Annotated in this window: 23 protein-coding genes; 13 read left to right on the top strand and 10 right to left on the bottom strand. The window is 52.4% G+C overall.

Annotation, left to right across the window (positions count from 1 at the left end; translation table 11 throughout):
* Nucleotides 1-37: 37 nt before the first annotated feature.
* From ilvC to priA, 6 genes are all read right to left on the bottom strand, one after another.
* The gene (gene ilvC / locus QME66_03660; GenBank protein ID MDI6808064.1) at nucleotides 38-1,066 is read right to left on the bottom strand and encodes a ketol-acid reductoisomerase; all 1,029 of its coding nucleotides are present in this window, start codon (nucleotides 1,064-1,066) and stop codon (nucleotides 38-40) included.
* 131 nt (nucleotides 1,067-1,197) lie between these two features.
* Complete coding sequence (locus QME66_03655; protein ID MDI6808063.1) at nucleotides 1,198-2,526, bottom strand: tetratricopeptide repeat protein; 1,329 nt, start codon at nucleotides 2,524-2,526, stop codon at nucleotides 1,198-1,200.
* A gap of 150 nt (nucleotides 2,527-2,676) precedes the next feature.
* Entirely contained in the window at nucleotides 2,677-3,336 is a 660-nt protein-coding gene (locus QME66_03650; protein MDI6808062.1) for an HD domain-containing protein, read from the bottom strand.
* A 268-nt stretch (nucleotides 3,337-3,604) separates the two neighbouring features.
* Nucleotides 3,605-5,548: a prolyl oligopeptidase family serine peptidase gene (locus tag QME66_03645; protein MDI6808061.1), complete on the bottom strand. Its 1,944-nt coding sequence runs from the start codon at nucleotides 5,546-5,548 to the stop codon at nucleotides 3,605-3,607.
* Nucleotides 5,549-5,831: 283 nt separating this feature from the next.
* Nucleotides 5,832-7,190, bottom strand: coding sequence for an alpha/beta fold hydrolase (locus QME66_03640; protein ID MDI6808060.1), 1,359 nt, complete (start codon nucleotides 7,188-7,190; stop codon nucleotides 5,832-5,834).
* 212 nt (nucleotides 7,191-7,402) lie between these two features.
* On the bottom strand, nucleotides 7,403-9,424 hold the full coding sequence (priA, locus tag QME66_03635) for a primosomal protein N' (GenBank protein MDI6808059.1): 2,022 nt from the start codon (nucleotides 9,422-9,424) through the stop codon (nucleotides 7,403-7,405).
* 389 nt (nucleotides 9,425-9,813) lie between these two features.
* On the opposite strand from priA, the gene QME66_03630 reads away from it, so the two are divergent.
* The 6 genes from QME66_03630 (at nucleotide 9,814) to QME66_03605 (ending at nucleotide 14,279) form a co-directional block, all read left to right on the top strand.
* Nucleotides 9,814-10,941, top strand: coding sequence for a hypothetical protein (locus QME66_03630; GenBank protein ID MDI6808058.1), 1,128 nt, complete (start codon nucleotides 9,814-9,816; stop codon nucleotides 10,939-10,941).
* Between the two features lie 12 nt (nucleotides 10,942-10,953).
* The gene (locus QME66_03625; protein ID MDI6808057.1) at nucleotides 10,954-11,145 is read left to right on the top strand and encodes a TolC family protein; all 192 of its coding nucleotides are present in this window, start codon (nucleotides 10,954-10,956) and stop codon (nucleotides 11,143-11,145) included.
* Between the two features lie 133 nt (nucleotides 11,146-11,278).
* Nucleotides 11,279-11,887: a DNA-3-methyladenine glycosylase I gene (locus QME66_03620; GenBank protein ID MDI6808056.1), complete on the top strand. Its 609-nt coding sequence runs from the start codon at nucleotides 11,279-11,281 to the stop codon at nucleotides 11,885-11,887.
* An 18-nt stretch (nucleotides 11,888-11,905) separates the two neighbouring features.
* Nucleotides 11,906-12,244: a PAS domain-containing protein gene (locus QME66_03615; GenBank protein MDI6808055.1), complete on the top strand. Its 339-nt coding sequence runs from the start codon at nucleotides 11,906-11,908 to the stop codon at nucleotides 12,242-12,244.
* 34 nt (nucleotides 12,245-12,278) lie between these two features.
* On the top strand, nucleotides 12,279-12,584 hold the full coding sequence (locus QME66_03610) for a YciI-like protein (protein MDI6808054.1): 306 nt from the start codon (nucleotides 12,279-12,281) through the stop codon (nucleotides 12,582-12,584).
* A gap of 57 nt (nucleotides 12,585-12,641) precedes the next feature.
* Nucleotides 12,642-14,279 carry a glycosyltransferase family 39 protein gene (locus tag QME66_03605; GenBank protein MDI6808053.1) on the top strand — a complete coding sequence of 546 codons (1,638 nt, stop codon included), beginning with the start codon at nucleotides 12,642-12,644 and terminating at the stop codon, nucleotides 14,277-14,279.
* Here the strand turns inward: QME66_03605 and QME66_03600 are convergent.
* Nucleotides 14,276-15,883, bottom strand: a complete 1,608-nt coding sequence (locus QME66_03600) for a DUF2723 domain-containing protein (GenBank protein MDI6808052.1) — start codon at nucleotides 15,881-15,883, stop codon at nucleotides 14,276-14,278. The two genes, QME66_03605 and QME66_03600, sit on opposite strands and share 4 nt — an antisense overlap.
* Complete coding sequence (locus QME66_03595) at nucleotides 15,873-16,658, bottom strand: glycosyltransferase family 2 protein (GenBank protein ID MDI6808051.1); 786 nt, start codon at nucleotides 16,656-16,658, stop codon at nucleotides 15,873-15,875. The genes QME66_03600 and QME66_03595 overlap by 11 nt, the downstream gene beginning before the upstream one ends.
* A gap of 312 nt (nucleotides 16,659-16,970) precedes the next feature.
* On the opposite strand from QME66_03595, the gene QME66_03590 reads away from it, so the two are divergent.
* The 7 genes from QME66_03590 to QME66_03560 are packed head-to-tail and all read left to right on the top strand — an operon-like array spanning nucleotide 16,971 to nucleotide 23,443.
* Nucleotides 16,971-17,672 (top strand): hypothetical protein, encoded by a 702-nt coding sequence (locus QME66_03590; GenBank protein ID MDI6808050.1) that lies wholly within the window; start codon nucleotides 16,971-16,973, stop codon nucleotides 17,670-17,672.
* Nucleotides 17,641-18,333, top strand: coding sequence for an ABC transporter ATP-binding protein (locus QME66_03585; GenBank protein ID MDI6808049.1), 693 nt, complete (start codon nucleotides 17,641-17,643; stop codon nucleotides 18,331-18,333). Before QME66_03590 ends, QME66_03585 begins: the two co-directional genes overlap by 32 nt.
* Before the next feature lies 1 nt (nucleotide 18,334).
* Complete coding sequence (locus tag QME66_03580; GenBank protein MDI6808048.1) at nucleotides 18,335-19,567, top strand: FtsX-like permease family protein; 1,233 nt, start codon at nucleotides 18,335-18,337, stop codon at nucleotides 19,565-19,567.
* A 15-nt stretch (nucleotides 19,568-19,582) separates the two neighbouring features.
* Nucleotides 19,583-20,353: an outer membrane lipoprotein-sorting protein gene (locus tag QME66_03575; protein MDI6808047.1), complete on the top strand. Its 771-nt coding sequence runs from the start codon at nucleotides 19,583-19,585 to the stop codon at nucleotides 20,351-20,353.
* Nucleotides 20,354-20,368: 15 nt separating this feature from the next.
* Complete coding sequence (locus QME66_03570) at nucleotides 20,369-21,628, top strand: hypothetical protein (GenBank protein ID MDI6808046.1); 1,260 nt, start codon at nucleotides 20,369-20,371, stop codon at nucleotides 21,626-21,628.
* Nucleotides 21,625-22,719 carry a histidine kinase gene (locus QME66_03565; protein MDI6808045.1) on the top strand — a complete coding sequence of 365 codons (1,095 nt, stop codon included), beginning with the start codon at nucleotides 21,625-21,627 and terminating at the stop codon, nucleotides 22,717-22,719. The genes QME66_03570 and QME66_03565 overlap by 4 nt, the downstream gene beginning before the upstream one ends.
* A complete protein-coding gene (locus tag QME66_03560) occupies nucleotides 22,694-23,443 on the top strand; it encodes a LytTR family DNA-binding domain-containing protein (GenBank protein MDI6808044.1) in 750 nt (249 codons plus the stop codon). Before QME66_03565 ends, QME66_03560 begins: the two co-directional genes overlap by 26 nt.
* Before the next feature lie 290 nt (nucleotides 23,444-23,733).
* Here QME66_03560 and QME66_03555 read toward each other — a convergent pair whose 3' ends face one another.
* Together QME66_03555 and QME66_03550 are read right to left on the bottom strand one after the other, a co-directional pair.
* On the bottom strand, nucleotides 23,734-24,135 hold the full coding sequence (locus QME66_03555) for a response regulator (GenBank protein ID MDI6808043.1): 402 nt from the start codon (nucleotides 24,133-24,135) through the stop codon (nucleotides 23,734-23,736).
* The gene (locus tag QME66_03550) at nucleotides 24,107-25,090 is read right to left on the bottom strand and encodes a response regulator (protein MDI6808042.1); all 984 of its coding nucleotides are present in this window, start codon (nucleotides 25,088-25,090) and stop codon (nucleotides 24,107-24,109) included. Before QME66_03550 ends, QME66_03555 begins: the two co-directional genes overlap by 29 nt.
* Nucleotides 25,091-25,111 lie beyond the last annotated feature (21 nt).

Raw genomic sequence — 25,111 nt, 5'->3', positions numbered from 1 at the left:
CCAAAAGTCCGGTTTTGAACCTTAAATAGTCCGGTTTTCAACTTTCCCTAACAGATTTTTTTGCCCCCTCGCATTGCCCGAAGAGAATGCTCCTGAGGTGGGCCCCTACTCTCTCTATATCGTGTCCGTCAGCATTTCTCTTGAGTGTTTTTAGATTCACCCCTCCCTTCATGTTTTCCTCTTTCCATTCCTTGACGAAACTGCCAGATTCTATTTCTTCGAGCATTTTTCTCATCGTCTTCTTTACGGAACCGTCGATCAGTCTCGGTCCCCTTGTCAGGTCTCCATAAAGAGCCACATTGCTTGTCTTGTTCCTCATCCCGGCGATTCCTTCCCGGTGAATGAGGTCAACTGTGAGTTTCAACTGATGGAGACATTCGATATAAGCAGCTTCCGGGGAATACCCGCTTTCCACAAGTGTCTCAAATGCCGTTGTTATGAGGGCTGAAACTCCTCCGCACACAACCGCCTGCTCGCCAAACAGGTCAATCGTCGTTTCTTCCTCAAAGGTCGTCTCTAAGAGGCATGCCCTTCCGCACCCTATTCCCTTCCCGTATGCCAGCGCAAGTTCCTTCGCTCCGCCTGTTGCATTCCTGTGGACTGCAAAGAGAGCCGGTACTCCTTTCCCATGAACAAAATTCTCTCTCAAAATAGTCCCGGGTGCACTTGGGGCAACAAGGAAAACGTCAACCCCGTCCGGAGGAACGACATCTTTTGAGGTCACACTCATGCCATGAGCGAATCCGAGCGCCTTGCCCGGCTTCAGGACCGGGGCAATCTCACTCTCGAAGATTTGACCGTGAAATTCGTCGGGGAGAAGGAGCATCCAGATGTCCGACTCAAGAAGACAGTACCGGATCTCCTTGACCTCGAGCCCATCCTCTGCGGCAGTTCTTCTCGAGGCGCTTCCTTTTCTCAAGCCGACGACAACGGCAATCCCGCTGTCCCTGAGATTCTGAGCTTGAGCCCGTCCCTGATTTCCGTATCCGATGATTCCGACGGTCCTCTTACGCAGCGGTTCGAGGGAAATGTCATTGCCAAGATAGATGGATGAAACTGGAGACATGTACCTGCCAGCCAACTTCGACTCAAATCACTGCGCAGTCCGGCATCCGCAGAAGGTGACTCCTGAAAACACACCAATCAGTGAGTGACGGCGCCCTTGTCAGTATGAAGGGCGAAAAAAGCAAGAAAGCTCTATTGCCACACCAGAGGTGCAAAACTGGTCGAGACCCCCGGTCTTCCGGCAAGAAACGGCTGGGCCGTACCTTTGGTCCAGTAGAACCACACTTCCACTTTCACTGAAGTTTGTGGGTCAACATATCCATAGATCTCTTCGGGAACGCCATACTTCTTTGCCGCGTCCAATATCGACGATCCCTTGGGGTAGTCATTTTTCAATCTTTTGATCCTTTCCTGCACATCTGGAATCATCTGACCCTCGGTCAATGCCGTTGCAATCACAAAATGCATTGCCCCCAGGTCCTTGTCGCCCTTCACTATATAAGCACTCGCCAGATACCTATGGCTTTTGGTGTCACGCGGATCAACATTAAGGAGTCTCTTCAGCACCACAATCGATGAATCGATTTCTCCGCATTCCCGTGTTCCCCTTCCCAGGATGCTGAGAGCTTCTTTGCTCTTGGGGGTCAATTCTGCGAGCTTGCGTAAGTAAGGGAGGCTTCTTCCGCAATCCTTCATCTGCAAAAAAGATACACCTGCGTTGAAGAGGGCTGAAGTGTCTGCAGGGAACATCTCAAGTATGCCGGCGTACGTCTCCCCGGCGCGGTCGTAGTAGTCATTCCGCACATCCGGATCCGTTTCCGCCGTCGCCTTGCTGAAATAACTCGACCCTGCCAGGTCAAGGGCCTGGTTTTTCAGGTTCGGAGTCGGATTCAGTTTGACGGCTTCTTCAGCGTACACTATCGCATCATCGTAGTTTTTCCCGTCAAGCTGCCTCCTTGAGAGATCGATATAGGCAGCAACCAGGTTTCCTTTTGTCTTCTCGTCGTTTGGCGCAAGCTTAAATGCGTTCTTGAACGACTTGATCGCATCGTCCATGCGATTCAGCTTGGAAAGGACAACGCCGCGATTGACATATGCGGCCGGCTCCATCGGGTCGATGTCGAGCGCCTTCTGGAATTCGGCAGCAGATTCATCAAATCTGTCATCCTGCTGCAACTCAAGACCTTTGTTGAAGTGCTCAGCCCAGTAGTGCCTCTGGTTGTCTTTGCAGTCTTTGTAGCCCTTCGATCCCCTCACCATGAGTTTCAGCGCGATGGCGAATTCTTTACCGGAATCAGCAGTTCTCCCAACCTCGGCGTATGACATCGCGAGATTCATGTGAACATCGGCGTTCTTGGGCAATTGCTGAGCGGCAAGCTCGAGTTCCCGTATTGCCTTCTCATAGTTCTTCTGGGCGAAGTACAGCCGTCCTCCGCTCAGGTGAGGATTGCCGCATCCGGACAGAAGAAAGACCATGAGAGATATAAGACAACCCGCAAAGGCAAACCGAGCGATCTTCATTGGGACCCCCCATTCTTCGGTACTTTCGCAAATCTTCGGGACCGGCCAAGTACCCTGCCCGGCCCCAAACAGGCATGTTTGTACGTATCGGGATTCTCGTCTGGCCTCAAGCAGCAGTAAGAAATGACGCTCCCGCCTTCACTCTGCCCTCTACATCAATTTATTGCCGTTGATCACAAGCTCAAAAGCGCAGGAGAGAAAAGCCGCAGCTCTGCGCGAAATTATCATCCTGGAAAGGAAGATTTCAAAGTACTCCATGACCTGGGAAATTTCCGTATCGATTGTCACCTCAAGGGAAATCACTTTCTTTTCCGGGATTACCCTGAGGAAGGAGGCCGTGGAAGCATAATTCACCCTGTCGTGTATGTCAAATTTTATCATCGCCGGATTTCGCACTCTAGACCGGTGGACGTCCGACTTGTCGCCAAGGATCACAGCAGCGGCAATGTTGCTTATGGGATCGCCGTCAGTCTCATGATGGTTGCCGATGGCCGCGATTATGTCTGCAACGTCTTCATCCGGAAGCCCCATCCTGGTGAGAATAAAGTGTGAGAGGAGAGCCGCCGACTGAGCATGAAAATCCCTGTTTATGACATTCCCTATGTCATGAAGATAGGCCGCAATGCCGGCAAGCTCTGTCTCTCTCTCGCTTATTTCAAGCCTTTTCAGAAGGTTGATGGCGATATTCGAAACTAGTGTGGCATGCCGCGGGCCATGCTCCGTGTAACCGAGAACTCCAAGGAAGTCATCTGCCTTCTTCATGTACATCTTCACCACAGCGTCAGACTTCACTTTTTCAAGCGTAACCATGTTGGCCTGAGCCATCGTTTTCTTTTCCAATGATGTAGAGTCTGCCGCGCGGATTGTCCGTTTGTCAATGCGGCAACCGGAAGCGCATGAGTGCTGCGTGGACGGCACGACTATGGAGCTGATGCATGCCGGCTGGCAATTTACCGCGGAAGCAGGACTCTTTTCACATTCTCCGTGTATTCAGGAAGCTAACCTATCCCCCGAGTTCTGGCAACAAGAATCTGACAGCGCCTCAATCACACCGGTTCAAACCGCGGCTCTTCGCCCATCAATTCAGAAGATATTCTTTCATGAAAAGCACGCTCGTATAGAGGAGAAAATCCACGTTCTTCTTCCTGACAAAACCGTGTCCCTCGTCTTTTGCCATCAAGTACCAGACCGGCACACCGTTCTTCCTGACCGCGTCCACAATCTGATCCGATTCGGTCACCGGGACGCGGGGATCATTCTTTCCAGCGACGACCATTAGCGGCTTCTTTATCATCTGGAGGTTGTTCATGGGCGCGATGCGCTCCATGAATTTGCGCATCTTGGGGTCCCGCTCGTCACCGTACTCTACGCGGCGCAAGTCTCTTCTATAGCCCTGCGTGTTTTCCAAAAAGGTGACAAGATTGGACATCCCGACCACGTCCAGCGCGCAGCGAATGCGATCGCTATAGAAAGTTGCAATCGCAAGCGTCATGTGGCCGCCGTAGCTTGCACCGGTGACCATGATGCGGCCGGCATCCAGACCCGGATCTGTTTTGATCCAGTCGAGCAGGGCGCTTATGTCCTTGTAGCTATCTTCACGCAGGAATCCATTGTCGAGCTTCAGAAATGTTTTGCCGTAACCTGAGGACCCGCGGATATTGGGCATGAGCACCGCGACGCCCAGGTCGTTAAGCACATAGTTGTCGCCTCTCAAGAACGTTGGGAGAGCTTGTCCTTCCGGGCCGCCGTGCATGTCAATGACAACAGGACGCTTGCCGGCAAACTTTGACGGCGGCCTGTACAGAAACCCCGATATCATTCTTCCGTCAAAGCTTTTCCATCTGATCAACTCCGGCTCGACGAAATTCTCGGTGTTCACTCCGCCTGTTTCGCTGTAAGTCCAGCGGTCTATCTTGCCGGTATCCACATTGACGGAATAGATATCAGGAACGGACCGCGCGGACTGGAAGTTGAACGCCAGATCGCTGCCGTTATTGTGCCACCTGAGTCTGTAAATGACACCAACCGGCAGTTTAGGCGCAGTCTTCTCCTTGCCCATTACAGTATCAAGTAAATGAAGGACACTAATGCCGTCCTCATTCGCAACAAAAGCAATTGTCTTTCCATCATGGGAGAGATCAAACAAGTCAATGTCCCACTTGATATGGGCCGTCAGGTAAATGTGCTGCTTCGATGCGAGATCGATGTAGGTAAGGCGCTGGAACTCCGAATCCCGGTCGGTCGTGACGTAAATCCCCTTCCCGTCTTTGCTGAAAAGCCCGGAACTGTATGCGATCTTGTCCTTCCCCTTGGGAGTGAGCAGGGTCTTGTTCCCTGTCCCTGCATCGACAAGCCACAGATAGCTTTCATTCGCAGAGATCCATTCTGCGGCCAGAAGGGTACGCTCATCAGGCGACCAGTCCAGAACGTCCCAGCCGCCGCCCTCGAGCTGAACCAGCAGATGGTCGGTCTTCGGATCCGACGGAGCCACGACGTACAGGTCAACATCTTTTCCGTTGCGGCGCGTTGAACAGTAGGCCAGAAAGTTACCGACATTTGACCACTCGGCCGACGTGTTCCTTGATTTCCCGTCCGTGAGGAGAGTGACATCACCGGTCGCAAAGTCGTAGCGATAAAACTGGTAGAATTCGTCTCCGTTTGTATCTTTGCCGAAAATGAAACAATCTCCCCCGGTTGGATGATACATCGCGCCTTCAGCGGAATCTTTGAAAAATGTCAACTGCGTCCGCGCGCCGCCGGGGAATTTCACCTGATGCACCTGCCTCGTATCGGCAAAGCGCGTGCCAATCAGCATCTCCCGCTTGGTTGGATTCCAACTCCAGAATGCCGCCGTCCTGAATTCAGTGTAGCGGCCGACTCCTGCGACAATAGAGTCCGGGATACTCTGAATTCCCTGAAGCACCAGATTGTCCGGAGGAAGAAGTGCGAATGCCTGACCCGTGATTGAGATCGGGGTGATAATAAGCAGAAACAATGCAAGGACAATAAGCCTTCGAATCATTGGACCTCCTCCTTGCGGCTTAGCCGCCGTTAGAGCAAAACATACGACAAACCAACCGCATATCCGTTCAAGGACATCTCCAGACCTACATGCCACATAGCACTCCTCACCGACCCTGCGCGAGCGCGCTGAAGGTCACCCTTACTTACCTCTCCCCTGGGGGAGAGGTAAGGGTGAGGGGCCGGTATTCCTCCTCTCCCCTGGGGGGAGAGGGTAGGGTGATGGCCGGCATTCCTCCTCTCCCTTTGGGGAGAGGGTAGGGTGAGGGGAATCAGACAGTTCTCTACCCTACATGTTTCCGCAACCACTCCGCGATCTGTCTCTTGGCCTCTGGATTCTCCACAAAGTTTCTGGTTTTGTAGTTGGTATGGCTTTCCTTTTTCGTCTTTGCGAAAGAATAAGTGTGGTCCGCATCGGCGATCGTTACCAGTGTCACATCATCATTTCCATTCGCTCTGACAATCTCCTGCATTTTTCTGTGGCATTCAAGTTGGGTGATGAAATCTGAGGTTGCATAGACAACCAGGGTTGGTTTTCGTATTTTGCCATATGTCTCAGCCAAGTTCAAGTTCAGTTGCTGCTCCCAGTACTTCGCGGTCCTGTCATCCATGATTCTCCCGCTCTTATTGACGAACCTGGAGAATTCCGGGAATTTTTGAACGATATCCGAAAGAGGAAATCCTTTTGCCAGCAAGCCGGCAAAGCACAGGTAGTCCTTCACGTTTTTTTCCGTCTCCGCGTATGAAGTGCCTTCGAATTCATCCTGCATTCGCAGGGTTTCAGCCATGCGTTCAAAATAGGACCGCCCTATTGAGCACGATATGATTGCTCCGGCGATCTCATCGTTATCGCTTGCCAGGAGGCCTGCAATCATGCCGCCCGTACTGTGACCAAACACGAAGACTATTTCCTTATCAACATCATCCCTCTTGCGAAGATAATCCAAGGCCGCCCTATTGTCTTCAACCTCTGCGTAGAAATCGGTCGTACGATAATCATCCCCCTTTGAATCTCCGGACCCGCGAAGTTCAAATCGCATGACCCTGAAACCCGATTTTGCGACTTCATATGCCAACTCGCGTGTCATCGTGTAGGCAGGAAGTTCGCGCAACCTTGGGCTTCCCAGGGCGCTGACGATGAGCAATGCAGGAAGCTTTTCCCCAGGATTCCCTGAAGGAGAAGCGATCACCGTTCTGAGACGGACATCCTTGCTCAGGAATGATGTGTATTCGATGTCGAGACCCTGATGTTTCTCCTTCGGATATTCCGCAAGCGCAAGTTCGGTCTTCCCCTGTACTCCATTCCGCAGGTATGTGACGTGAATCACATCACCTGCAAAATATTTGTTCAGGAGATTCACCAGAACGGACGTGTCAAGAAGCCCGGTGTCATCGTATTTTTTCAGAATGTCTCCAGCCCGAAGCTTCGCACGAGATGCCGGAGTATTCTCGAACACTCTGACCACGAATACGCCCTTGTCGTCAGGCAACTTCAACGAATCAACATCTTTTTGCGTTACTGCGCGGTAACTGAACCCCGCAAACCCGCGTTCCCGCAGCACGTCCTGCCCGCAGAAGGCGGCAACGGCGAAACCCGCGATCGAAAGCGTGACAAGAGAGATGATTACGTTACTGATTCTCATTATGTGCTCCCTCCTGCTCCATCTGAGTGCTCTGGATGGCGATGAGCCGTGAGCCGGCTTTCGCGGGAGGGATGGGGAACCCATCTCGGCGAGCAAGGTGGGGATACCCAGCCCTTTAGAGGCTGGGAGGGGCAAGGATTCCCCGCCTGGCGAGCCTGTAGATGGGTCATCCCGGAGCGGAGCCGGCGATCGCCCATCGCCATCGGTTGCTCTCACAACGGATCGACATCGATCGTGAGACGGAGCGAGCTGGGGAACTTCTTCTTCTCAATCTTCGCAAGGCCTTTCTGGAGAAGCGCCTTCAGTTTCTCGTGACTGCTGCCTCTCAGCGTGATTCGCCAGCGAAATCTTCCCTTGAGTCTTGAGATTGGGTGCGGAGCGGGGCCCAAAACTTCCACGCCGGTTCCGTGAGCTTCCTCTTTCAGAGCAGCACCCAGCATCTTACTTCTCTCGACAACAAGTTCTTCCTTCTTTCCGCTGAGTTCGACTTCGATCAACTTTGAAAACGGCGGGTAACCAAGTTCTTTTCTTTCTGAAATCTCGGCTTCGAAGAATTCTGCATAGTCTTGCTTCTGGGCAGCGACGAGGCTCGGAGTCTCGGGAAGATAGGTTTGAACTACGACCTTACCGGGCTTGTCTCCCCTCCCAGCCCTTCCGGCAACCTGAGTAAGAAGCTGGAATGTCCTTTCCGACGACCTGAAATCAGGAAGATTGAGCTGGGTGTCGGCGGATATCACTCCGACAAGGGTCACCTCGGGAAAATCAAAGCCCTTCGTCACCATCTGAGTGCCCAGGAGAATGTTTTTCTCGCGGGCTTCGAAAGCCCGAAACAGCTCCCTGTGCGCGCCTCTTTTTCTTGTGGTGTCAAGGTCCATCCTCGCAAGCCTGGCATTCTCAAAAAGCTTTTCTATTTCCTTTTCGACTTTCTGAATTGCTACGCCGCCATACCTGAAGATTGACCCCTTGCAGTTCGAGCAATTCTCGACTATCTTCATCCTGTAGCCGCAGTAGTGGCACTGGAGTGTTAGCGAATCGATGTGATAGGTGAGCGGAACATCGCAGTGAGGGCATTCCACCACGAAGCCACACCCGAGACATTGAACGAATGGCGAAAATCCTCTCCTGTTTATGAAAAGGATGACCTGTTCGTCCCTTGCAAGCGCCTCCTTCACTTCCGTCTCCATGAGCTCCGAAAATATCTTTTGCTTCTTTCGTTCTTTCTCACGCATGTCAACAATTTCAACCGAAGCAAGGCTTCTCGATTCAACTCTTTCGGGGAGCTCAATCAGCGTGTATTTCCCTTTTTTTACATTTGCATATGTCTCAAGACTCGGCGTTGCCGAGCCAAGAAGACACGTAATCCCGAGAAGCTTGGCGCGCATTACAGCCACATCTCTTGCGTTGTACCGCGGGGAATCTCCCTGTTTGTAGGTGGTCTCGTGCTCTTCATCAACAACAATGAGCTTGAGATCCTTAAGCGGAGCAAAAACTGCCGACCTTGCGCCTATGATGACCCTGAGTTTCCCCGTTCGCGCATCGAGCCAGTTCTTCTTACGTTCTGAATCCAATAGATAGCTGTGAAGCACTCCGACTTCGTCACCGAATGAATCCCGAAACACCCTTTCTATCTGGGTGGAAAGCGAAACCTCCGGTAGAAGAATTAGAGCAGAGCCGCCACTATCCAACGCTTTTCTCACTGCCCGTATGTAGATTTCAGTTTTTCCTGAGCCAGTGACGCCGTGTATCAGAAAAACCTTGAAACCTCCGCTTTCGAGCGAGCTTTCTATGAGCTCTAGCCCTTCTCTTTGAGGCTTTGTAAGCTCCATCCTCTCTTTTTGACCCGCGGCAGCTATCCACGACGGGGGCGCCTCCGAAAGAGATGCATCGATTCCTTTTCTCTCCTTCCTGGCAAGACTCCCGGGAACCGCAGCTCTCAGAACTTCGCCAAGCGGCGCCATGTAGTAATCAGAGACCCACTTTGTGAGCTTGAATAGTTGAGCGTCAAAGAGCGAACCTTGGGGAGAAACCGAGATTATTTCTTTTATTCCCTTGAGACCCTCGGGGTAATCAGAAGAGGTTCGAACAACATACCCTTCAAGCTTTCTTCCCCCAAATGGAACCCTCACGGACGAGCCAACGAAGAGATTCTCCTTGAAAGAAGAAGGAACTGAGTAAATGAAAGTCTGTGAAATCGGAAGCGGTAACGCAACCTCTGCAAAAAGGGTTTCCGGCAATCTAGTTTTTCCTCCGTCGCCTAATACTAGAGAACGAAGGAAAACCTAGCAAGAAGAAATGGGCCGGGTGTGAAATAATTCTAACTTCTTTGCAAGAAAACAGCTTGCATCTCAGTCACATTATGCTTAATATGCTTAAGAGGTGAGGTGACGCTCGGCAAACTTGTCGCGCCGTTGTTGTGATGCATTGCAGGTTTGAGTGGCCGAGGGTGCCTTATCCCTATTTACGTGATTGTCGTTGTGCTCGAAGGCTCATGCACCGGAACATGAAACGAAATCTCCCCCTGCTGTGTCTTGCCGTCTTCACGCTTACCACATGCAACCAGCTGGTCCAGCCAGGACCTGATCCTCTTTATGCACCCCGGCTGGATAGCCGCAGGGGCGACGGCATGGTCACTCTAGCATGGTGCTGGGGTGATGAGATGCCGAGGATTGAACCGTCAACACGCTCCGGCCCAAGATCCTTTGAGGTCTATTTCTCCGACAAGGATCAATCTTCGCTTCGATTGCTCAAGACCGTTAGCAATGACAGCGGCCAAACAGCCGTCAGGGAATGCACAGTGAACGGCTTGACGAACGATACCATCTACTACTTTGCAGTCAGGACAATTGGCGAGAAGGGGACATCAAGCGACCTCTCGAATTTAGTTATGGTCATGCCATCAAAAGCAGAAAAGGTGACGCGTATATTTGCGGACAAATACCTCTACCCTTCCTCATGCACCTGGTCCCGGGATGGAAACTCTATCGCTTATGTCACAGCGGAACCTAGAGATGGGCCGTGGTTGTACAGCATTGTTGTGTGCTCTCCGGTAAACGGGGAATCTCACCGTCTGGCTCTCAGTGGCGATGCTTGTTTCCCAACCTTTTCCCCAGACGGTTCGCATATCGCATACAATACCAACGTCTACTCCACTCATGCTAATTCCAATCTTGGAACCGACGTAAGCCATATCTGCACATTCGACGTCGGCTCTCAAACCTCACAACAGCTAACCAAGGACGACAAGATCCAATGGTATCCCAGATGGTCTCCTGATGGCAGCTGGGTCGCATACACATCCGGGACCGTCGGCAGTGCACACCAGATCTGTAAGATTTCTGTCAAAGAGAGAAGTTCAGTTCAACTTACCTGGGACAGTGGTTCCAAGTTTCATCCCGAGTGGTCGCCCGACAGCAAACGCATCATCTACGCGAAATCCGACGGAAACTCAAGGAACATCTATTCTATCTCTGCAGACGGCGGGGAGCCGGTGGCAATTACTCAATCCCAATGGGACAATTTCTTCCCGACATGGTCACCTGACGGATCAAAGATTGCATTCACCAGCACCAGATCCGGCCATAACGAGTTGTGGATCTATGAAATTGCAGGTGGCAGGTTCCGTCAGGTCACTGGGACTTCTGTACATAATGTTGGCTATGGAAAGTGGTCACCCGCGGATAATCGCATGATGATTCAGCTCAGTGCAGCCACGAGACCAAACTGGGACATTCTTGTTTTGAACGTTGACTAGTGTCCCTCCGGAATCGTATCTGAAGCGGAAGCTGCTCTCTCTAGAGCCCAGGCACAATACGAGGCGGGCGTGGTGACAAACCTGGATCTCCTTGATGTCCAGACCGCATTGTCGCAGGCGAAGCTCATCCATTTGAGATCCATATATGATTGCATGGTCAGCATGAATGCCCTCGACAAAGCCACTGGAAAGAAGATGTGGTGATTCGGCTGGGCGTCTGACCTCTCCCCATTGGATAGACCCCCAAGAACCGTAACCCCCAAGACGTCTGTCATGCTATACTTCAAGCTCGATTCTGATTTGCTCTGCGGAGACACGTTGAGCGGGGGCAAACGTTATGACAAGGTGCGGATGGGCCGGGAGCGATCCTCTTTACGTCTTGTACCATGATGTCGAGTGGGGCACACCTGTACATGACGACCGGCGCTTGTTCGAAATGTTGATCCTTGAGGGAGCGCAGGCGGGTCTGAGTTGGTCAACCATCCTCAAGAAGCGACAGAACTACCGTAAGGCATTTCACGGCTTCGATATCAAGAAAATTGCGTCGTACTCCCGAGCTGACGTCAAGCGCCTGCTCTCAGATCCCGGCATCGTGCGCAATCGCCTCAAGATAGAATCTGCAATCAAGAATGCACACGGAGTGCTGGACATCAGGAAAGAGTACGGTTCGTTCGACTCGTTCATCTGGCGTTACGTCAATCACGCGCCCAGGCAGAACGCGTGGAAGTCTCTTTCTGAACTGCCGGCCCGGACGCAACAATCCGATGCGATGAGCAGGGATTTGAAGAAACTAGGGTTCAGTTTCGTCGGCTCGACAATTTGCTACGCATTCATGCAAGCGGTCGGAATGGTGAATGACCACGTAGTCAACTGCTTCCGCCACAGGGAGCTAGTCAAGATAGCTCGACAGGACAAACGTACCGCACACCATAAATCGCGACGTTGAGCGCCAAACGGAGGGGTAATGGACGATAAATTGCAGCTGCTCGAATACCTCATGGACAGTCTGAGAGACCCGTTTGTATTTGTGGACACAAAGCACGTCATACGATACATGAACAAGACCGCCTTCGAGCGCTACAAGGGCAAGCCCGCCGAGATTGGAAGATCAATCTTTGATTGCCACAACGAAAATTCCAACAAGATAATCCTGGATGTATTTGAACATCTCAAGAACGGCGAAGATGAACGGATGATCGTCGATGACAACGAGCATCGCGTTTTCACGAGGGCCGTTCGGGACACTAAAGGAAACCTCCTTGGATATTACGAGAGGTATGAGCCTCCAAAGAAATCCGCTTAGCACGGCGCTGTACCAAGACTCATAGGAAGTCACGATGCACTATCTTCTATTTTATGATGCTGCCCCGGACTATTTGGCGCGGAGAGCTGAATTTCGTAACGAACACTTGACACTGGCGTGGAACGCCCACGCCAAGGGCGAGCTTGTTCTCGGCGGCACATTTGCGGATCCGGTTGACGGCGCAGTGCTCATTTTTCAGGGGGAATCTCCCGAAGTCGCCGAGCGATTCGCAAAGGCAGACCCCTACGTTCGAAACGGTCTGGTGAAGCGCTGGTGGGTGCGAACTTGGACCACGGCCGTGGGCGAAGGTGCCGCATCTCCGGTGAAGCCCGGAGCATAGCGTGCGCGCGGCATCTATTTTCTACTTGGCATTTCAACAGGAAGTCAACGTGGAGAAATGAAGACCCGCCGTTCTTTCAAAGTCATCGTCTTCGTGACCATCTGGCTTTTTGCCACAGCCATAAATCTGAATAAGGCGTATCACATAGACGATGCGGCTTACTTAGAGATGGCAGAATGGATTCTTCAGAATCCGCTGCACCCGATGAGCGGTTTGGTAAACTGGGAGCAGAATGCCGAGCCGATTTCTGTGTTGAACCAACCTCATTTGTACCCCTATTTGCTTGCGGGTTGGAGCAAGTTCCTGGGCTTTGGTGAAGTGTGGATGCACACTCTGCAATCATTCTTCACACTTGCATGCATCATACTCATCTACCTCATTTGTAACGTTGTCATCCCGTCCCGTGCGCTCTTTCTTACGGCTCTCCTGACCCTGAGCCCTGCGTTTGTAGTAGGGCAAAACCTGATGGTCGATATTCCTCTTCTGTCTTTCTGGCTGGCTTTTTACTATGTGCTGATAAGACCTGGGACCAAATCCGAAACACGGCGGTTTGCATTGGCCGGCTTCCTAGCGGGATGCGCGTGCCTGATCAAGTACTCGAGCCTGTGTCTAATCGCAACGATGCTGATCTACATGATCGTCAGAAAACAATTCCGCCTAGTTTGGACGATGGGCATCCCGGTGGGGATTCTGGTTCTGTGGTCCTGTTTCAACTATTGGGATTACGGCTCGATCCATATTCTCGATCGCCCATCCCGGCTTTTCGGAGGCAAGGGATTTACGGACATGGGTCTGGCCTGGTTAGCGTGTCTTGGCGCAATTCTGACTTTTTCCCCAATCTATCTCAGAAATCTCTGGCATACCATGAAGCTCCTGAACGCCGGAGTCAGGACAGCCCTGATTCTTGCACTTATCTCTCTGGCCGTCATGATTGTTGGAGTGTATCTTGGCGCGGCAAACGAATACATAATCAGAAGACTTTTGTGCATGTTGTTTCTTGTAAACGGGATCGGCATCGTTCTGTTGGCATGTGGAAGTTTCCTGCGTAATCTGAAAACGATATTCACTGAAACTCGAGAGATTACTTTGCTTCTTTATCTCTGGTTGGTTTCCGGCGCACTGTTCACCGTTTTTCTCGCTCCTTTCATAGCAACACGGCACGTCCTACTGGTGATTGTGCCTCTCTGCCTGGTGCTGGCTCGCTTCCTGGAAGTGCGTCCATCCTTTTCTTGGAATGCAGGAATGCTTCTTTTGACTATTCTGATTACTTCGGCTTTGGGTCTCTCTGATCGAATTTGGGCCGACTTCTATAAGGAAAAGGCTGCGCTGATTCGCAGTGAGCTGCCCGGCGGAGCTAATATATATTTCAGCGGTCACTGGGGATGGCAATGGTATGCCGGACAGAACGGCATGAAGCAGCTCGAAGCTCTCAATCCACAACTTGAGCAGGGAGATTACCTTGCATACCCGGAAGGCATTCATCAGCAATCGCTGACAAAGATTTCTCAGAATCTTCAGCTAAAGGTAGTGAAGAAGTACACTGAACCTGCGAGTCCGTTTACCGTGTTCTCCACAAGAGATGGTGGAGGATTCTACATCTCTACCTTCTCCAACCCGCCCTGGGCATTGAGCCGGAAACCTATTGCCCCGATTGTACTGTATCGAGCTGAAGCCGCTGTGGAAGAACAGGACTAGTCTGCAGTGCGTATCGGTTCCTTGAGGATGTAGATCCACTTACCGGCTGTGACCGCCATCGAGTCGGCCTGCACAGGACGGTCGAGGAGAATAGATGGCGGACTTGTAAGCACAACCGGTCTCTCTCCTAGGCCATAAGTCTTCTGCCATCCGGCAAGTCTCGTCAGGTGCTCCCTATAGAACGAGTCCAGAGTGAGATCCGGACGGACACCTTCGGCATAATGCAGGTAAAACAGAATCATGATGTCATCCCACGCTCCGGCGACAAGAGCATTCTTGGGAACAATCGACATGACCCGGTTACCGTATTCCCTCGGTTCCCAGTAGTGCCGCAGTCGAGGGATAACGTTGTCGATTGTTGGTTGCCCTTCTTCCCGGACGTACCAATCCAGCGGTCCAAGATATGAATAGTACGTGGACACACGGAGAATGTGGGGAGTCAGCATACCTGCGACCAGGAACAAACTACCGAAGGCTATCGCCAGTGACTTCGGCGCATGAAGATGGCGGCGTGCGGCGGCGACCAAGACGGCGATGCCGTGAGCGAGCACGATCCCGACGACGAATGTGGCAGCCATCAGGAAGACAGGCAGCATGCGGCCATAGGCAAAAGCGATGCCAAGTCCTACGGTGGATAAGGCAATGGCGAGGAGCAGCAAGGCTGCAGTTTTCTTGAATGCCTTGTACTTCACAATCCCCAATATGAATGGAATGAATGCAGGCAGGCCGAACTCGAAGAGAAACTCCACTGCGCCTGCACTAAGGAGATTTCTCGCCAGCATCCTGGGACTAAATAGGAAGACGTTTGGATGCGATTCCTTACCAAACACCAGCCAAGGGATGCGCTCCCAGAAATCATCAAACGCGGCGGTGCTGAGGCCGTATTGCCGGGCATCCAGGTTGATCGTGTAATTCAGGTAATTCATGGGCAGGTGTCTGGCGTCTGCCCAGAAAAGATAGAGGTACGGCGACACACCGATAACAAAGGGAAGAAAGAGCAGCAAGAGATAGCCGATGAAAGACATATGTCCGGGTCTGAGGATGATGAGCGTTGCCGCGATCACGAGCACGGCTGGACAGAACGCAAGGTGACCGGCAAGGGTGAGCCCCAAGGCAAAAGCGGTCATGGCAGCATCCCGCGGATTTCGCGTGCGCAGGTAGGTCAGTGACTTCAACATGGCAATTGCGAAGCACAAAAGGGCAAGCGTGTACACCTCTGTGCGGATGGATGACCACCAGAACGTGTACGTGGTTCCATACCAGGCAGCGCCTAGCAGGCACGACCAGAATGGAAGACCGACCTGGCGAAGAACGAGCACGTAAACTGCAATTGTGAGGGCGCCGAAGAAGGCACACATTGCAGTTATCCGGTGAGCAAGGTCGCCGCTCAAGGTGTGACGAAAGAGATTACCCGCCATGATGAAGAGCGGATAGCCGCTGGGATGGGCGATCCCTCCCACGAGCGCCACAGTTTGCAGCTCTGCGCTGTCCCCTTCCATTACACTGGGCGCGCTTCCCCAGAGGTAAAGAGCGAGGAACGCCGCTGTGAGAATCAGAATCGCCACGCCGGCTTTGGGGGTTAGCGGCGGGAGCTCAACCGACACTCTTCGGCTCCACGGATTCGGGTGCCTTTGACAATCTGTAGGCAGGCATCACATACCGTTGCATGCGGAGCAGTGACCCCAGGCGGAACGAAAGAATCATGAAGATCATTCGCATGCCCAGGATAAATGCCTTAAATGGGTCCCCTGTCACTGAAGACACGCCAACCCGGCGACGGTAGTTCACCGGGATCTGGACGACGCGGCATGAAGCGAGGACTGAGCGAAGCATCATCTCCGGTCCGAAGTCCGAACCTGAGACTCGATAGTGCGGAAGCAGAAAATCCGAAACCTCTCTTCTCAGGACTCTGAAAGTGCAGCCGACGTCCGAGAGTGATCGGCAATTGAACAGGACCTCAATCATCTTTGCAACGACTATGTTGCCGAGCCGAAGGAACCATCCCATGTTCGCACGCTCCCAGATCATCCAGCCCAGCGTCCTGCTCCCATAGACAATATCGAAGTCCTTTGTGTATGCGAGAAGCTTCTCAAGATCATCAGGGACAAAAGTCCCGTCGGGTTCGCAGATCACGACCAGGTCGCCATCGGTCTTCTCCATTCCTTGCCGGATAGCCCATCCATAGCCCTGCCTGGGTTCATGCACGATCCGGGCGTACGTGCGGACAACCTCCTCCACTGTCCCGGGAGCGGCATTGTTGTCCACGACCAGAATGTCGTCCACGTAAGGGAGATGGAAGAATTCCTCAATGCAATCCGCTATGGAGTCCTTCTCGTTGAAGGTTGGAAAGATGATTGATACTCGTTTTCCTGACCACACGACTGAACCTCGCCGGCGGAACAAGCACTAAGAAGGTCTGATCAGCGTCGCCTCTCGCCGGAAGCGACGAGCAATCCCGGACCTCACGCCGCCATTGGACAGCACGACGCAGATGAAGTCAAGAATATTTCCAGGATTTGTGCCGGCCGCAGCCAGGCGCCTCTCATGTTTTCCATCTCTTCTTCATACATTCTATCCACCAGATTTGTCGTTTCGTCGCAATTAAGACACGCTGCCCGAAGGTCTGTCGTACCATTCAAGTGTGAAGCATTTGAATGCGAGTGATTTCAGCTTTCGAAATGGAGGACCGGTATGAGAAAAACACTCCTTATTCATTTCACCGCCGCGGCGCTGCTGTTTTCCGGTTACGCCCATGCAATCACACTCCATGAAGTGCACGGGGAGTACTCCGGACCTGAAGAACAGGTTTTAGCGGACAGTCTTTTGGCAAATGGCATGCGGCATCATGACGTGGCGGCCCGGGGCAGGGCGCCAGACGATATTATTAAGGCCGAACAATGCCTTTCACGAGTACTCGAGATCGAGCCGGATAACGCCATTGCGATGGTCTATTTCGGATCGCTGCACACCATCATAGCGAGAGATCGGGCTCCATTCTGGAAGAAGATGGGCTATATGAAGAAGGGCTTCAAGTACATGGACAAGGCGGTGAGACTGGATCCGGATAATTATCATGTCAGGATGGTGAGAGCCATAAACAGCGCCACTGTCCCCAAGATGTTCAAGAGACGTCGTATCGCCGAACAGGATTTCAAACACATCGATAAGTTAACCAGGAAGGAGGGCTTTGATGCGCCCATCAGTTTCTGGCTCTCCTACCTTTACCACTACGGTCTGCTGCTTGAAGACGCCGGAGATATTTCTGAGGCAAGGCTCAGGTATGCGCGCGTAATAGCAACTGATCCAGGTTCTGACTATGCGGCAAAGGCACGCCTGCGTCTCAAGGGAGGCAAGGCCGACAATGAATATCCGGTCAGCAGTCAGAATCGATAACGTGTGCAAGCAATACTGTCTCGGGACGGTGCGGCTCGAAGCTCTGAAGGATATCAATCTTGAGATCAGCGAAGGTGATTTCGTCGTGTTGGCCGGCCCTTCCGGAAGCGGAAAGACCACACTGCTCAACATAGCAGGCTTGATAGACAAGCCCACAGCCGGGCGGGTCCGGCTTGACGGAGAGGATGTGACAGACAAGAGCCTTAACTCTCTGCACCGGCTGAGAAGGGACAAGATTGGCTACATCTTCCAGAGTTTCAACCTGATCCCCGTGCTCAATGTTTACGAGAATGTCGAATACCCGCTGCTTCTATGCGGCACGACGAGGGCGGAGCGTCACAAGGCAGTTACCAGCATTCTTGAACGCGTCGGTCTCTCCCACAGAATAAAACACAGGCCGGATGAGCTATCCGGCGGAGAGCGCCAGAGGGTTTCCATAGCTCGCGCCGTTGTCAAGGACCCATGGTTAGTGCTCGCAGATGAGCCAACCGGCAATCTCGATTCCGCAACAGGCATCGCAGTCGTTGGCCTTATGCAGGAGCTCAACAAGGAACTCGGTATCACTTTTCTGATTTCTTCTCACGACTCGATGATCATCTCCAGGGGACGGAGAGTGATAAGGCTCAGAGACGGGCGAATCGAAGAGAACGGAGAAAAGTAACATGTACGCCCCGAAGCTCGGCCTCAGGAACATCTTCCGGCAGAAACGGCGCACAGCCACCACGCTTCTGGTCATGACTTTCGGCATCGGATGCCTGCTCATGGCCGAAGGGCATTCCAGATATGTGGAATGGGGCCTGAGAGAGCTTACGACGCACACAGAGACCGGCCACCTGCAGATTTTCAGTGAAGACTATTTCTCCCGGGAAGAAGATACAGTCCTTAAACATGGTTTGGAGAACTACGAGCGCATCCGGGGCGAGCTCAATCGTATTCGCGATGTCGAGGTCGTGGCCGCGCGAATCAGTTTCATGGGGCTCATTTCCAACGGGGACAAGTCGGTTGCCTTCGTTGGCGAAGGTATCGAACCGGAGGCAGAGCAGGAAATGCGAAATCTTTTTGGCGTCGGCGACCCGGCGTACGATTCCTTGATGAAGTATGACGGTAGAGCCGACATCGTGGTCCTTGGGAGCGGTCTCGCGAAGTCCATCAACGCCAGGACAGGTGACTGCTTCACTCTGCTCGCAACAACTGCAAATGGAGCATTGAATGCCATTGACGTTGAGTTCGCCGGATCATTTCAGGCATCTTCGCCGGAATACGACAAGAGAGCGCTCATCGTGCCCCTGCACACCGCACAACTTCTGCTCAACACAAACAAGGTGAAGAATCTGGTTGTTGCTCTTGATGAAACCGAGAAAACCGGGCACCTGCGGGATGAGATCGCAAGCCGTCTCAAGGAGAAGGGCTTCCGGGTAACAGTGAAGAAATGGTCCGACCTGTCAATGTACTATGACAGAGTCCGCTCCTTCTATCACCAGATGGTAGGTTTTCTCTCACTCGTGCTCTTCATAATCGTTTTCTTCAGCACCGCCAACACCGTGATGATGGCAGTAGTGGAACGAACTCGCGAAATAGGTACGATGCTCTCGCTCGGCACGTCCCGATGGCAAACACTGAGAATATTCTTCTTTGAGGGTCTCTTCATCGGAATTATCGGCGGTGCCCTGAGTGCGGTTTTTGCCCTCGCTCTTTCTCGCATCATAAACGACGCGGGTATCATGCTATCTCCACCGCCGGGCCTGACATTCGGGTATCCGTTGAGCATCCGGAACGCGATTGGATTCCACATCCAGACGTTCATCGCCACAGTTGTTGTCGTGACAGTAGCCTCCATACTTCCTGCACTGAAGGTGACCACTATGAAGATTGTGGATGCTCTGGGCCACATTTGAAAGAGGTGGAGCCGCATGTCCAGGTCACTGATGTTGAAATGTGTTCATCCAGGCTGGTGCTTTCTGGGTGCCACTCTAGCACTCGCAGCATGTGCAGGGGCGGAAACCGGTCCTGCGTTTCGGCAGATTCTGAAGAAAGTTGACGCATACCGCGGCCCATCACAACAGTTCACCGTGCACCTCAAGCTCACAAGTGTCGAAGGCGGCACTGTTGTCGAGACGGCTCTCTTTGATGTGTACGTCGGCGGCAAAGACAGAAGTCTTGCGATTGCCAGGAAATACAGAACCCGGGATATGAAGATTCTTTATGTCGGAGAAAACATGTGGGTTCATCTGCCGAACTCGCGGCGGCCGATAAGGATCACGCCGATCCAGCGTCTCATGGGCGAGGCGTCCAATGGGGACGTGCTCGAAGTAAGCTATTCGCAGAACTACATGGTACGGCGTGCTGACAAGGACACCATTTTAGGGATGCCTTGTTTGAAGCTCGACCTTGACGCCAGGAGTACATCGGCATCGTACAAGAGAATTGTGCTTTGGGTACGACAGGATGACTGCCGCCCGGTTTGTGGCGAATTCTATCTCGTCTCAGGAAAGCGATTGAAGACCGTCCGGTTTGAAGAGTTTGCTGAGATCGACGGGAAGCAAATTCTTACCAGGATGACGATTCACGATGAAGTCAAGAAGCAGTCAAGAACGACCTTTGAATACTTGAATGTCACACCCAGATTCCTCCCCGCCAAATATTTCAACAAGGATTACCTGATGCACGTGCGGGGTCTCTAGAGTCGTGTCCCTGAGATGAAACTCCTTGCCTGGGCCCTCCCTGCGATTATCGCTGCTTCCTTCCCGCGGTATGCCCACGGATTTGCGTGGAAGGCAGATGGCCTCTACAGGGCAGTCCGGCCCTGCTACCGCGCCGGACTCTTCAACCCCTGCAATACTACGGTCAATCTCACTGGTCTCACCGAAGATGTGACTCATCGAGTCACACAGTTTCTCGAGATGGAACAGGAAATCCTCACTCTGCATTGGCACAGTGATCTCACGGGCGAAATGCGAGGTGCCAGCAAGTGGCACGGGAAAGTCCACGTGAAGCAGCTCTATTTCGAGCGGGATTTCCTGGCTAGCTGTAATTTGACGGCCGGCAGGCGCATCCTGAGATGGGGAACGGGCTATGCATTCAACCCTACGGATTTCGTCGCACCCGAGAAGGACCTTGCCGATCCAGAGAACAAGGACAGAGAAGTTGACGGCAATGACATGATCAAGGTTGAGTACTTCGGCGAAGACTGGTCAATCGCAGCGTGCCTGTCGACTCGCTTTCATGCGGACATTGAGCCGGATCAAACCGGGGGCGCCTTCCGTCTGAACAGACGTCTTCATAATGTGGATGTTTCGGCGGCCATCCTTTCCAATGAGCATGAAACGCCGGTATGGGGATTCAACTTTGCGACGGCAGCCGGCAAGAGAACCGAAATTCATGGTGAGGCAAGCTTCCAGAAAGGTGACTACGGTTCTTATCACAAGGTGCTCGACAACAATTATCAGCTCTTTTATGAACGCCCCTTTGAGCAGCTTAGAGAAGACAGCGATAAGTGCTTTGCTCAGTATCTTGTCGGAGTTCAGTACACACTGTCCCGCGACAATCTCTGCGTGCTCGAGTACTTCCACCGGGACCAAGGATATTCGAAAGCGGAGTGGCGCCGCGTTACCGGCTACGCCGGGTATCTCAGGGGGTGGCTTCAGACCGGCCAGGCCTCGCTGGCGGCCATCAACCTTGCGTGGAGTCTCGATGTATTTTCTGCACGTGGAGCCATGCATGATTATGTTGTCGCGTATGCCAGGAGTCCGTCCGAAAGGACAGCCGGACTTGAGCTGGCGCTGCTGTTGAACGCAGCCGATATGAGCAGAGTGTGGCTTCCTCAAGTGACAATATCTGCCGGAAAAGGCGTGACACTCTTTGTACGAGGAGCTATCCTCTCCGGTGCTGCGGATTCTGAGTTCGGGAGTGCAATTCAATCCCGGTTAGTGGATGCGGGCATAAGGTTTAGGCCATGATCGAGAATCCATTCAAGAACCTTCCGTACAGAAACCTCGCTATTCTGATTGCTCTAATCACGCTATTCGTAGGGACCCTGATTTCGCTCTTCACCGGGGAATCGACTTATGCCGTTTACATCTACACATTTGTTTACACTACAGCGTGCACTTTTTTCATCAGCATGCTCTTGGGATCATTCTACCGATTCATCTATGCTTTGCCGCGCACCTATTTCTTCACCTCCTTCGTTGTGCTTGTTTTGGCCGGCGCCCTGCTTGGCACCCAGACCGCGAGCCTTGTTCTCTACCGGAGACTGCACGTGGGGAGCAGGATCATCATCTTCAGCTTTGCCGTCTCCCTTGTGACCAGCATAATCATGGTTGCCCACGAACATCTCAAGTCCACCCTGGCAGAGAAGATTACGCGCATCAGGGAAATCGAGTTCGAAAACGAGATGCTCAAGAGACTTGAGCTCGAAGCCCGGCTTATGAGCCTGCAAGCCAAACTCAATCCGCATTTCCTGTTTAACACGCTCAATGCACTGGCCGCCTTGGTCTATGATGACCCGAAGCGTGCAGACAAGAACATAGTTCGCCTGTCCAGCCTTTACCGCAGAGTACTTTTGATGACGGAGAGAGGCATGATTCCCTTGGGTGATGAGATCGCGCTGGTCAGAGATTATCTGGAACTTGAGAAGGAGCTGCTGGACGAGAAACTTTCCTACAGGATCGAATGCCCGGAGAGCGTGATGAAAATGCGGGTGCCGGGACTTTTGATTGAGCCTCTCGTCGAGAACGCAGTCAAACACCGCGGGTCAACAGATGGATTGAATGTCACAGTATCCGCGGCCGACGCTGATGGGAAGGTCATAATCAAGGTCACCGATAACGGGCCCGGCTTCGATGTGGCCACAGCTTCTTACGGATACGGACTCTTTGGCGTGCAGAAGCGGCTTCAGCTTCAGTACCGGGACGAATACAGGTTCGACATAGCTTCCGAGCCAGGTAAGGGCACGACAGTCTCGATTACCATTCCAGCGGAGCGTGCCGAGAGTGGAGTGATACGCCAACCCCAGGTCAGAAATGCAGATAAGAGCAATCATAGTTGATGACGAGAAGCTTGCGCGTTCTCGTCTCAAGCATCTACTCCAACGGCACAAGCAGATAGAGGTCATTGGCGAGGCTGTCAATGGGAAAGAAGGCGTGGATCTGGTCAGGAAAACCTCTCCGGATGTCATTTTCCTGGACATCAAGATGCCGGTCACTTCCGGATTTGAGATGCTCAGGGGATTGGACAAATCGCCTTATGTCATATTCACGACTGCCTATGATGAGTTTGCGCTCCGGGCATTTGAGGAGAATACTATCGACTATCTTCTTAAGCCGGTTTCAGAGGAAGCCATGGACAGAGCTATCTCGAAACTCACCGATTTCCTGAAGCGGGGCAAATCGGTCACAATAGATCTCGAGCGGCTTGCTCGCAGCATGGAGGAGCAAAGAAGAGTTATCAGGCGATTCTCTGTCACCGCCGGCAACAAGATTGTGCTTATCCCGGAGGATGAGATTTACTTTTTCAACGCAGAAGACAAATACACTTTTCTCAACACCCGCGATCACGATTTCATTGTCTCATTCCCGATCAAGGATCTCGAGAACCGCCTTGATCCCGCCAAATTCGTCCGTGTGCACCGATCGTATGTTGTTAATCTGAACTTCATTGAGTCGGTCAACCGGTGGTTCGGAGGCAAACTCCTAGTCAAGATGAAAAACGGCAAGGAGATCACTGTCAGTAGGGGGTACATGGCCTCATTCAAACGCAAAATCAGTCTGTGAGGCTTCTGCTAGTGTCGTGTCCCGGAAATTCCTTGTCTATGTCTTTGTCCCCGGACACGACACTTTCATAGGGGCTTCTCGCCCCTCTGACGCTTCAGGATGCTCCTACTCGTCGCATCCCTCCGCTGTCACCCCTTAAGGGGGTCGGCCGCGACCCCCTCATACCCCCCGGCAGTGTGCCTCATGAAACGCCCTGCATTCCATAAAGTTATTTCTGGGACGGCACACTAGATCAACGCCGGCGGCAAGGAGCCTCGTGAGGGAAAAGCTGAAGCTTTCTTGAGTGAGGCCTATTCCACCCGGCCGACGACCTTCATTGCAGCTTGTCTCAGAGTGGTGTTTATTCTTTCGACCAACTTTTTGGGACTGAAGGGCTTCGTCACATAGTCATCCGCGCCCACTTCGAATCCCATCTTTTGGTCAACACTTCTTCCTTTTGCCGACAGAAGAATTACGGGAATTTCTTTGGTTTCCGGATCGTCCTTCAGTTTTCTGCAGGCCTCGTAGCCGTCCATCTTGGGCATCATGATGTCGAGGACTATCAAGTCGGGCCTTTCCGTCCTTGCCTTCTCAACCGCCTGCTGGCCGTCGAGGGCAGTCACGACTTCGTAGCCTTCCATTCCGAGACTGAAATCTAGTATATGGACTATGTATATCTCGTCATCAACGACAAGAATCTTGCCTTTGGACACTGTTCTCAACCTCCCGCTTGTTTTCCTTACGCCGTCTCTCCTTGAGAACAACGCTTCCAGGAATGCCCTTACCGTGTCTCTTCAGTTCTGTGACGATGTCACTCACCTTCCCGTAGTGATCGATTTCCACTGAAGCGCTCGAAACATAGACCAGGGTTATTGTCATAAGCGGATATCGTTCAAGGCCGTGCTGTCTTGTTTCAACTTCTATGTAACCCTTCCTTCTGTCCTGCGGGTCATAGAACTTCTTGATCCCTTCTTCGAACCTTCTCACGACATCGTGAGCAAGTTCCTCAACTACTGAAGGGTGCGTCACCACTACAAAATCATCCCCGCCTATATGACCAAGGAAACCGTCTTCCCTGTTGATTGACTCCAGTGCATCTATGAAGACGCTGGCAGAGAACTTTATTGCCTCATCGCCCCTTCCGTATCCGTAGTGGTCATTGAAGGCCTTGAAGTTGTCCAGGTCACCGTAGAGGAACGCGAACGTTTCCTTTTCCGCGATTCTCCTGGTTACTTCTCTCTCTATCGCGATGTTCCCGGGCAGCCCGGTGAGAGGACTCGCTTCCCTCTGGCTTCTGCTCCATTCGAGCACGCTCTTCACGCGCACAAGGAGCTCGTCCCTTTCATACGGCTTGGTCAGATAGTCATTTGCTCCACCGCCAAGCCCCATCAGCAAGTCCTTGATGCCGGTTTTAGCAGTGAGTATAACGACCGGGATGTAGCTGGTCCGGTAGTTCTTTTTCAACCGCCTGCAGACTTCGTGGCCGTCCATGTCCGGCATCATGAGATCGAGCAGAATCAAATCCGGGGTCTCCTTCCTGGCTATGTCCAATCCGGAGGGCCCATCGTGTGCTGCGAGGACCTCGTAGCCCGCATCCTCGAGTTGAAGCCTGATCAGTCTCCTTATGCTTGGCTCATCATCGATGATGAGTATCTTGAATGCACTCATGGTTGGATGCCTTTCTGTTGT

Source organism: Candidatus Eisenbacteria bacterium, assembly GCA_030017955.1.
In the GTDB taxonomy this organism is placed as follows: domain Bacteria; phylum Eisenbacteria; class RBG-16-71-46; order JASEGR01; family JASEGR01; genus JASEGR01.
The sequence above is the reverse complement of the archived record's forward strand: the minus strand, read 5'-3'. Positions and strand labels throughout refer to the sequence as shown.

Bases quoted from the DNA above. Each gene is read 5' to 3' on its own strand.
- QME66_03605 (MDI6808053.1), top strand. From the start codon at position 12,642: ATGAAGACCCGCCGTTCTTTCAAAGTCATCGTCTTCGTGACCATCTGG.
- QME66_03655 (MDI6808063.1), bottom strand. From the start codon at position 2,526: ATGAAGATCGCTCGGTTTGCCTTTGCGGGTTGTCTTATATCTCTCATG.
- ilvC (MDI6808064.1), bottom strand. From the start codon at position 1,066: ATGTCTCCAGTTTCATCCATCTATCTTGGCAATGACATTTCCCTCGAA.
- QME66_03560 (MDI6808044.1), top strand. From the start codon at position 22,694: ATGCAGATAAGAGCAATCATAGTTGATGACGAGAAGCTTGCGCGTTCT.
- QME66_03650 (MDI6808062.1), bottom strand. From the start codon at position 3,336: ATGGTTACGCTTGAAAAAGTGAAGTCTGACGCTGTGGTGAAGATGTAC.
- QME66_03630 (MDI6808058.1), top strand. From the start codon at position 9,814: ATGGTCACTCTAGCATGGTGCTGGGGTGATGAGATGCCGAGGATTGAA.
- QME66_03610 (MDI6808054.1), top strand. From the start codon at position 12,279: ATGCACTATCTTCTATTTTATGATGCTGCCCCGGACTATTTGGCGCGG.
- QME66_03580 (MDI6808048.1), top strand. From the start codon at position 18,335: ATGTACGCCCCGAAGCTCGGCCTCAGGAACATCTTCCGGCAGAAACGG.
- QME66_03640 (MDI6808060.1), bottom strand. From the start codon at position 7,190: ATGAGAATCAGTAACGTAATCATCTCTCTTGTCACGCTTTCGATCGCG.
- QME66_03615 (MDI6808055.1), top strand. From the start codon at position 11,906: ATGGACGATAAATTGCAGCTGCTCGAATACCTCATGGACAGTCTGAGA.
- QME66_03550 (MDI6808042.1), bottom strand. From the start codon at position 25,090: ATGAGTGCATTCAAGATACTCATCATCGATGATGAGCCAAGCATAAGG.
- QME66_03645 (MDI6808061.1), bottom strand. From the start codon at position 5,548: ATGATTCGAAGGCTTATTGTCCTTGCATTGTTTCTGCTTATTATCACC.
- QME66_03585 (MDI6808049.1), top strand. From the start codon at position 17,641: ATGAATATCCGGTCAGCAGTCAGAATCGATAACGTGTGCAAGCAATAC.
- QME66_03575 (MDI6808047.1), top strand. From the start codon at position 19,583: ATGTCCAGGTCACTGATGTTGAAATGTGTTCATCCAGGCTGGTGCTTT.
- QME66_03570 (MDI6808046.1), top strand. From the start codon at position 20,369: ATGAAACTCCTTGCCTGGGCCCTCCCTGCGATTATCGCTGCTTCCTTC.
- QME66_03620 (MDI6808056.1), top strand. From the start codon at position 11,279: ATGACAAGGTGCGGATGGGCCGGGAGCGATCCTCTTTACGTCTTGTAC.
- QME66_03590 (MDI6808050.1), top strand. From the start codon at position 16,971: ATGAGAAAAACACTCCTTATTCATTTCACCGCCGCGGCGCTGCTGTTT.
- QME66_03565 (MDI6808045.1), top strand. From the start codon at position 21,625: ATGATCGAGAATCCATTCAAGAACCTTCCGTACAGAAACCTCGCTATT.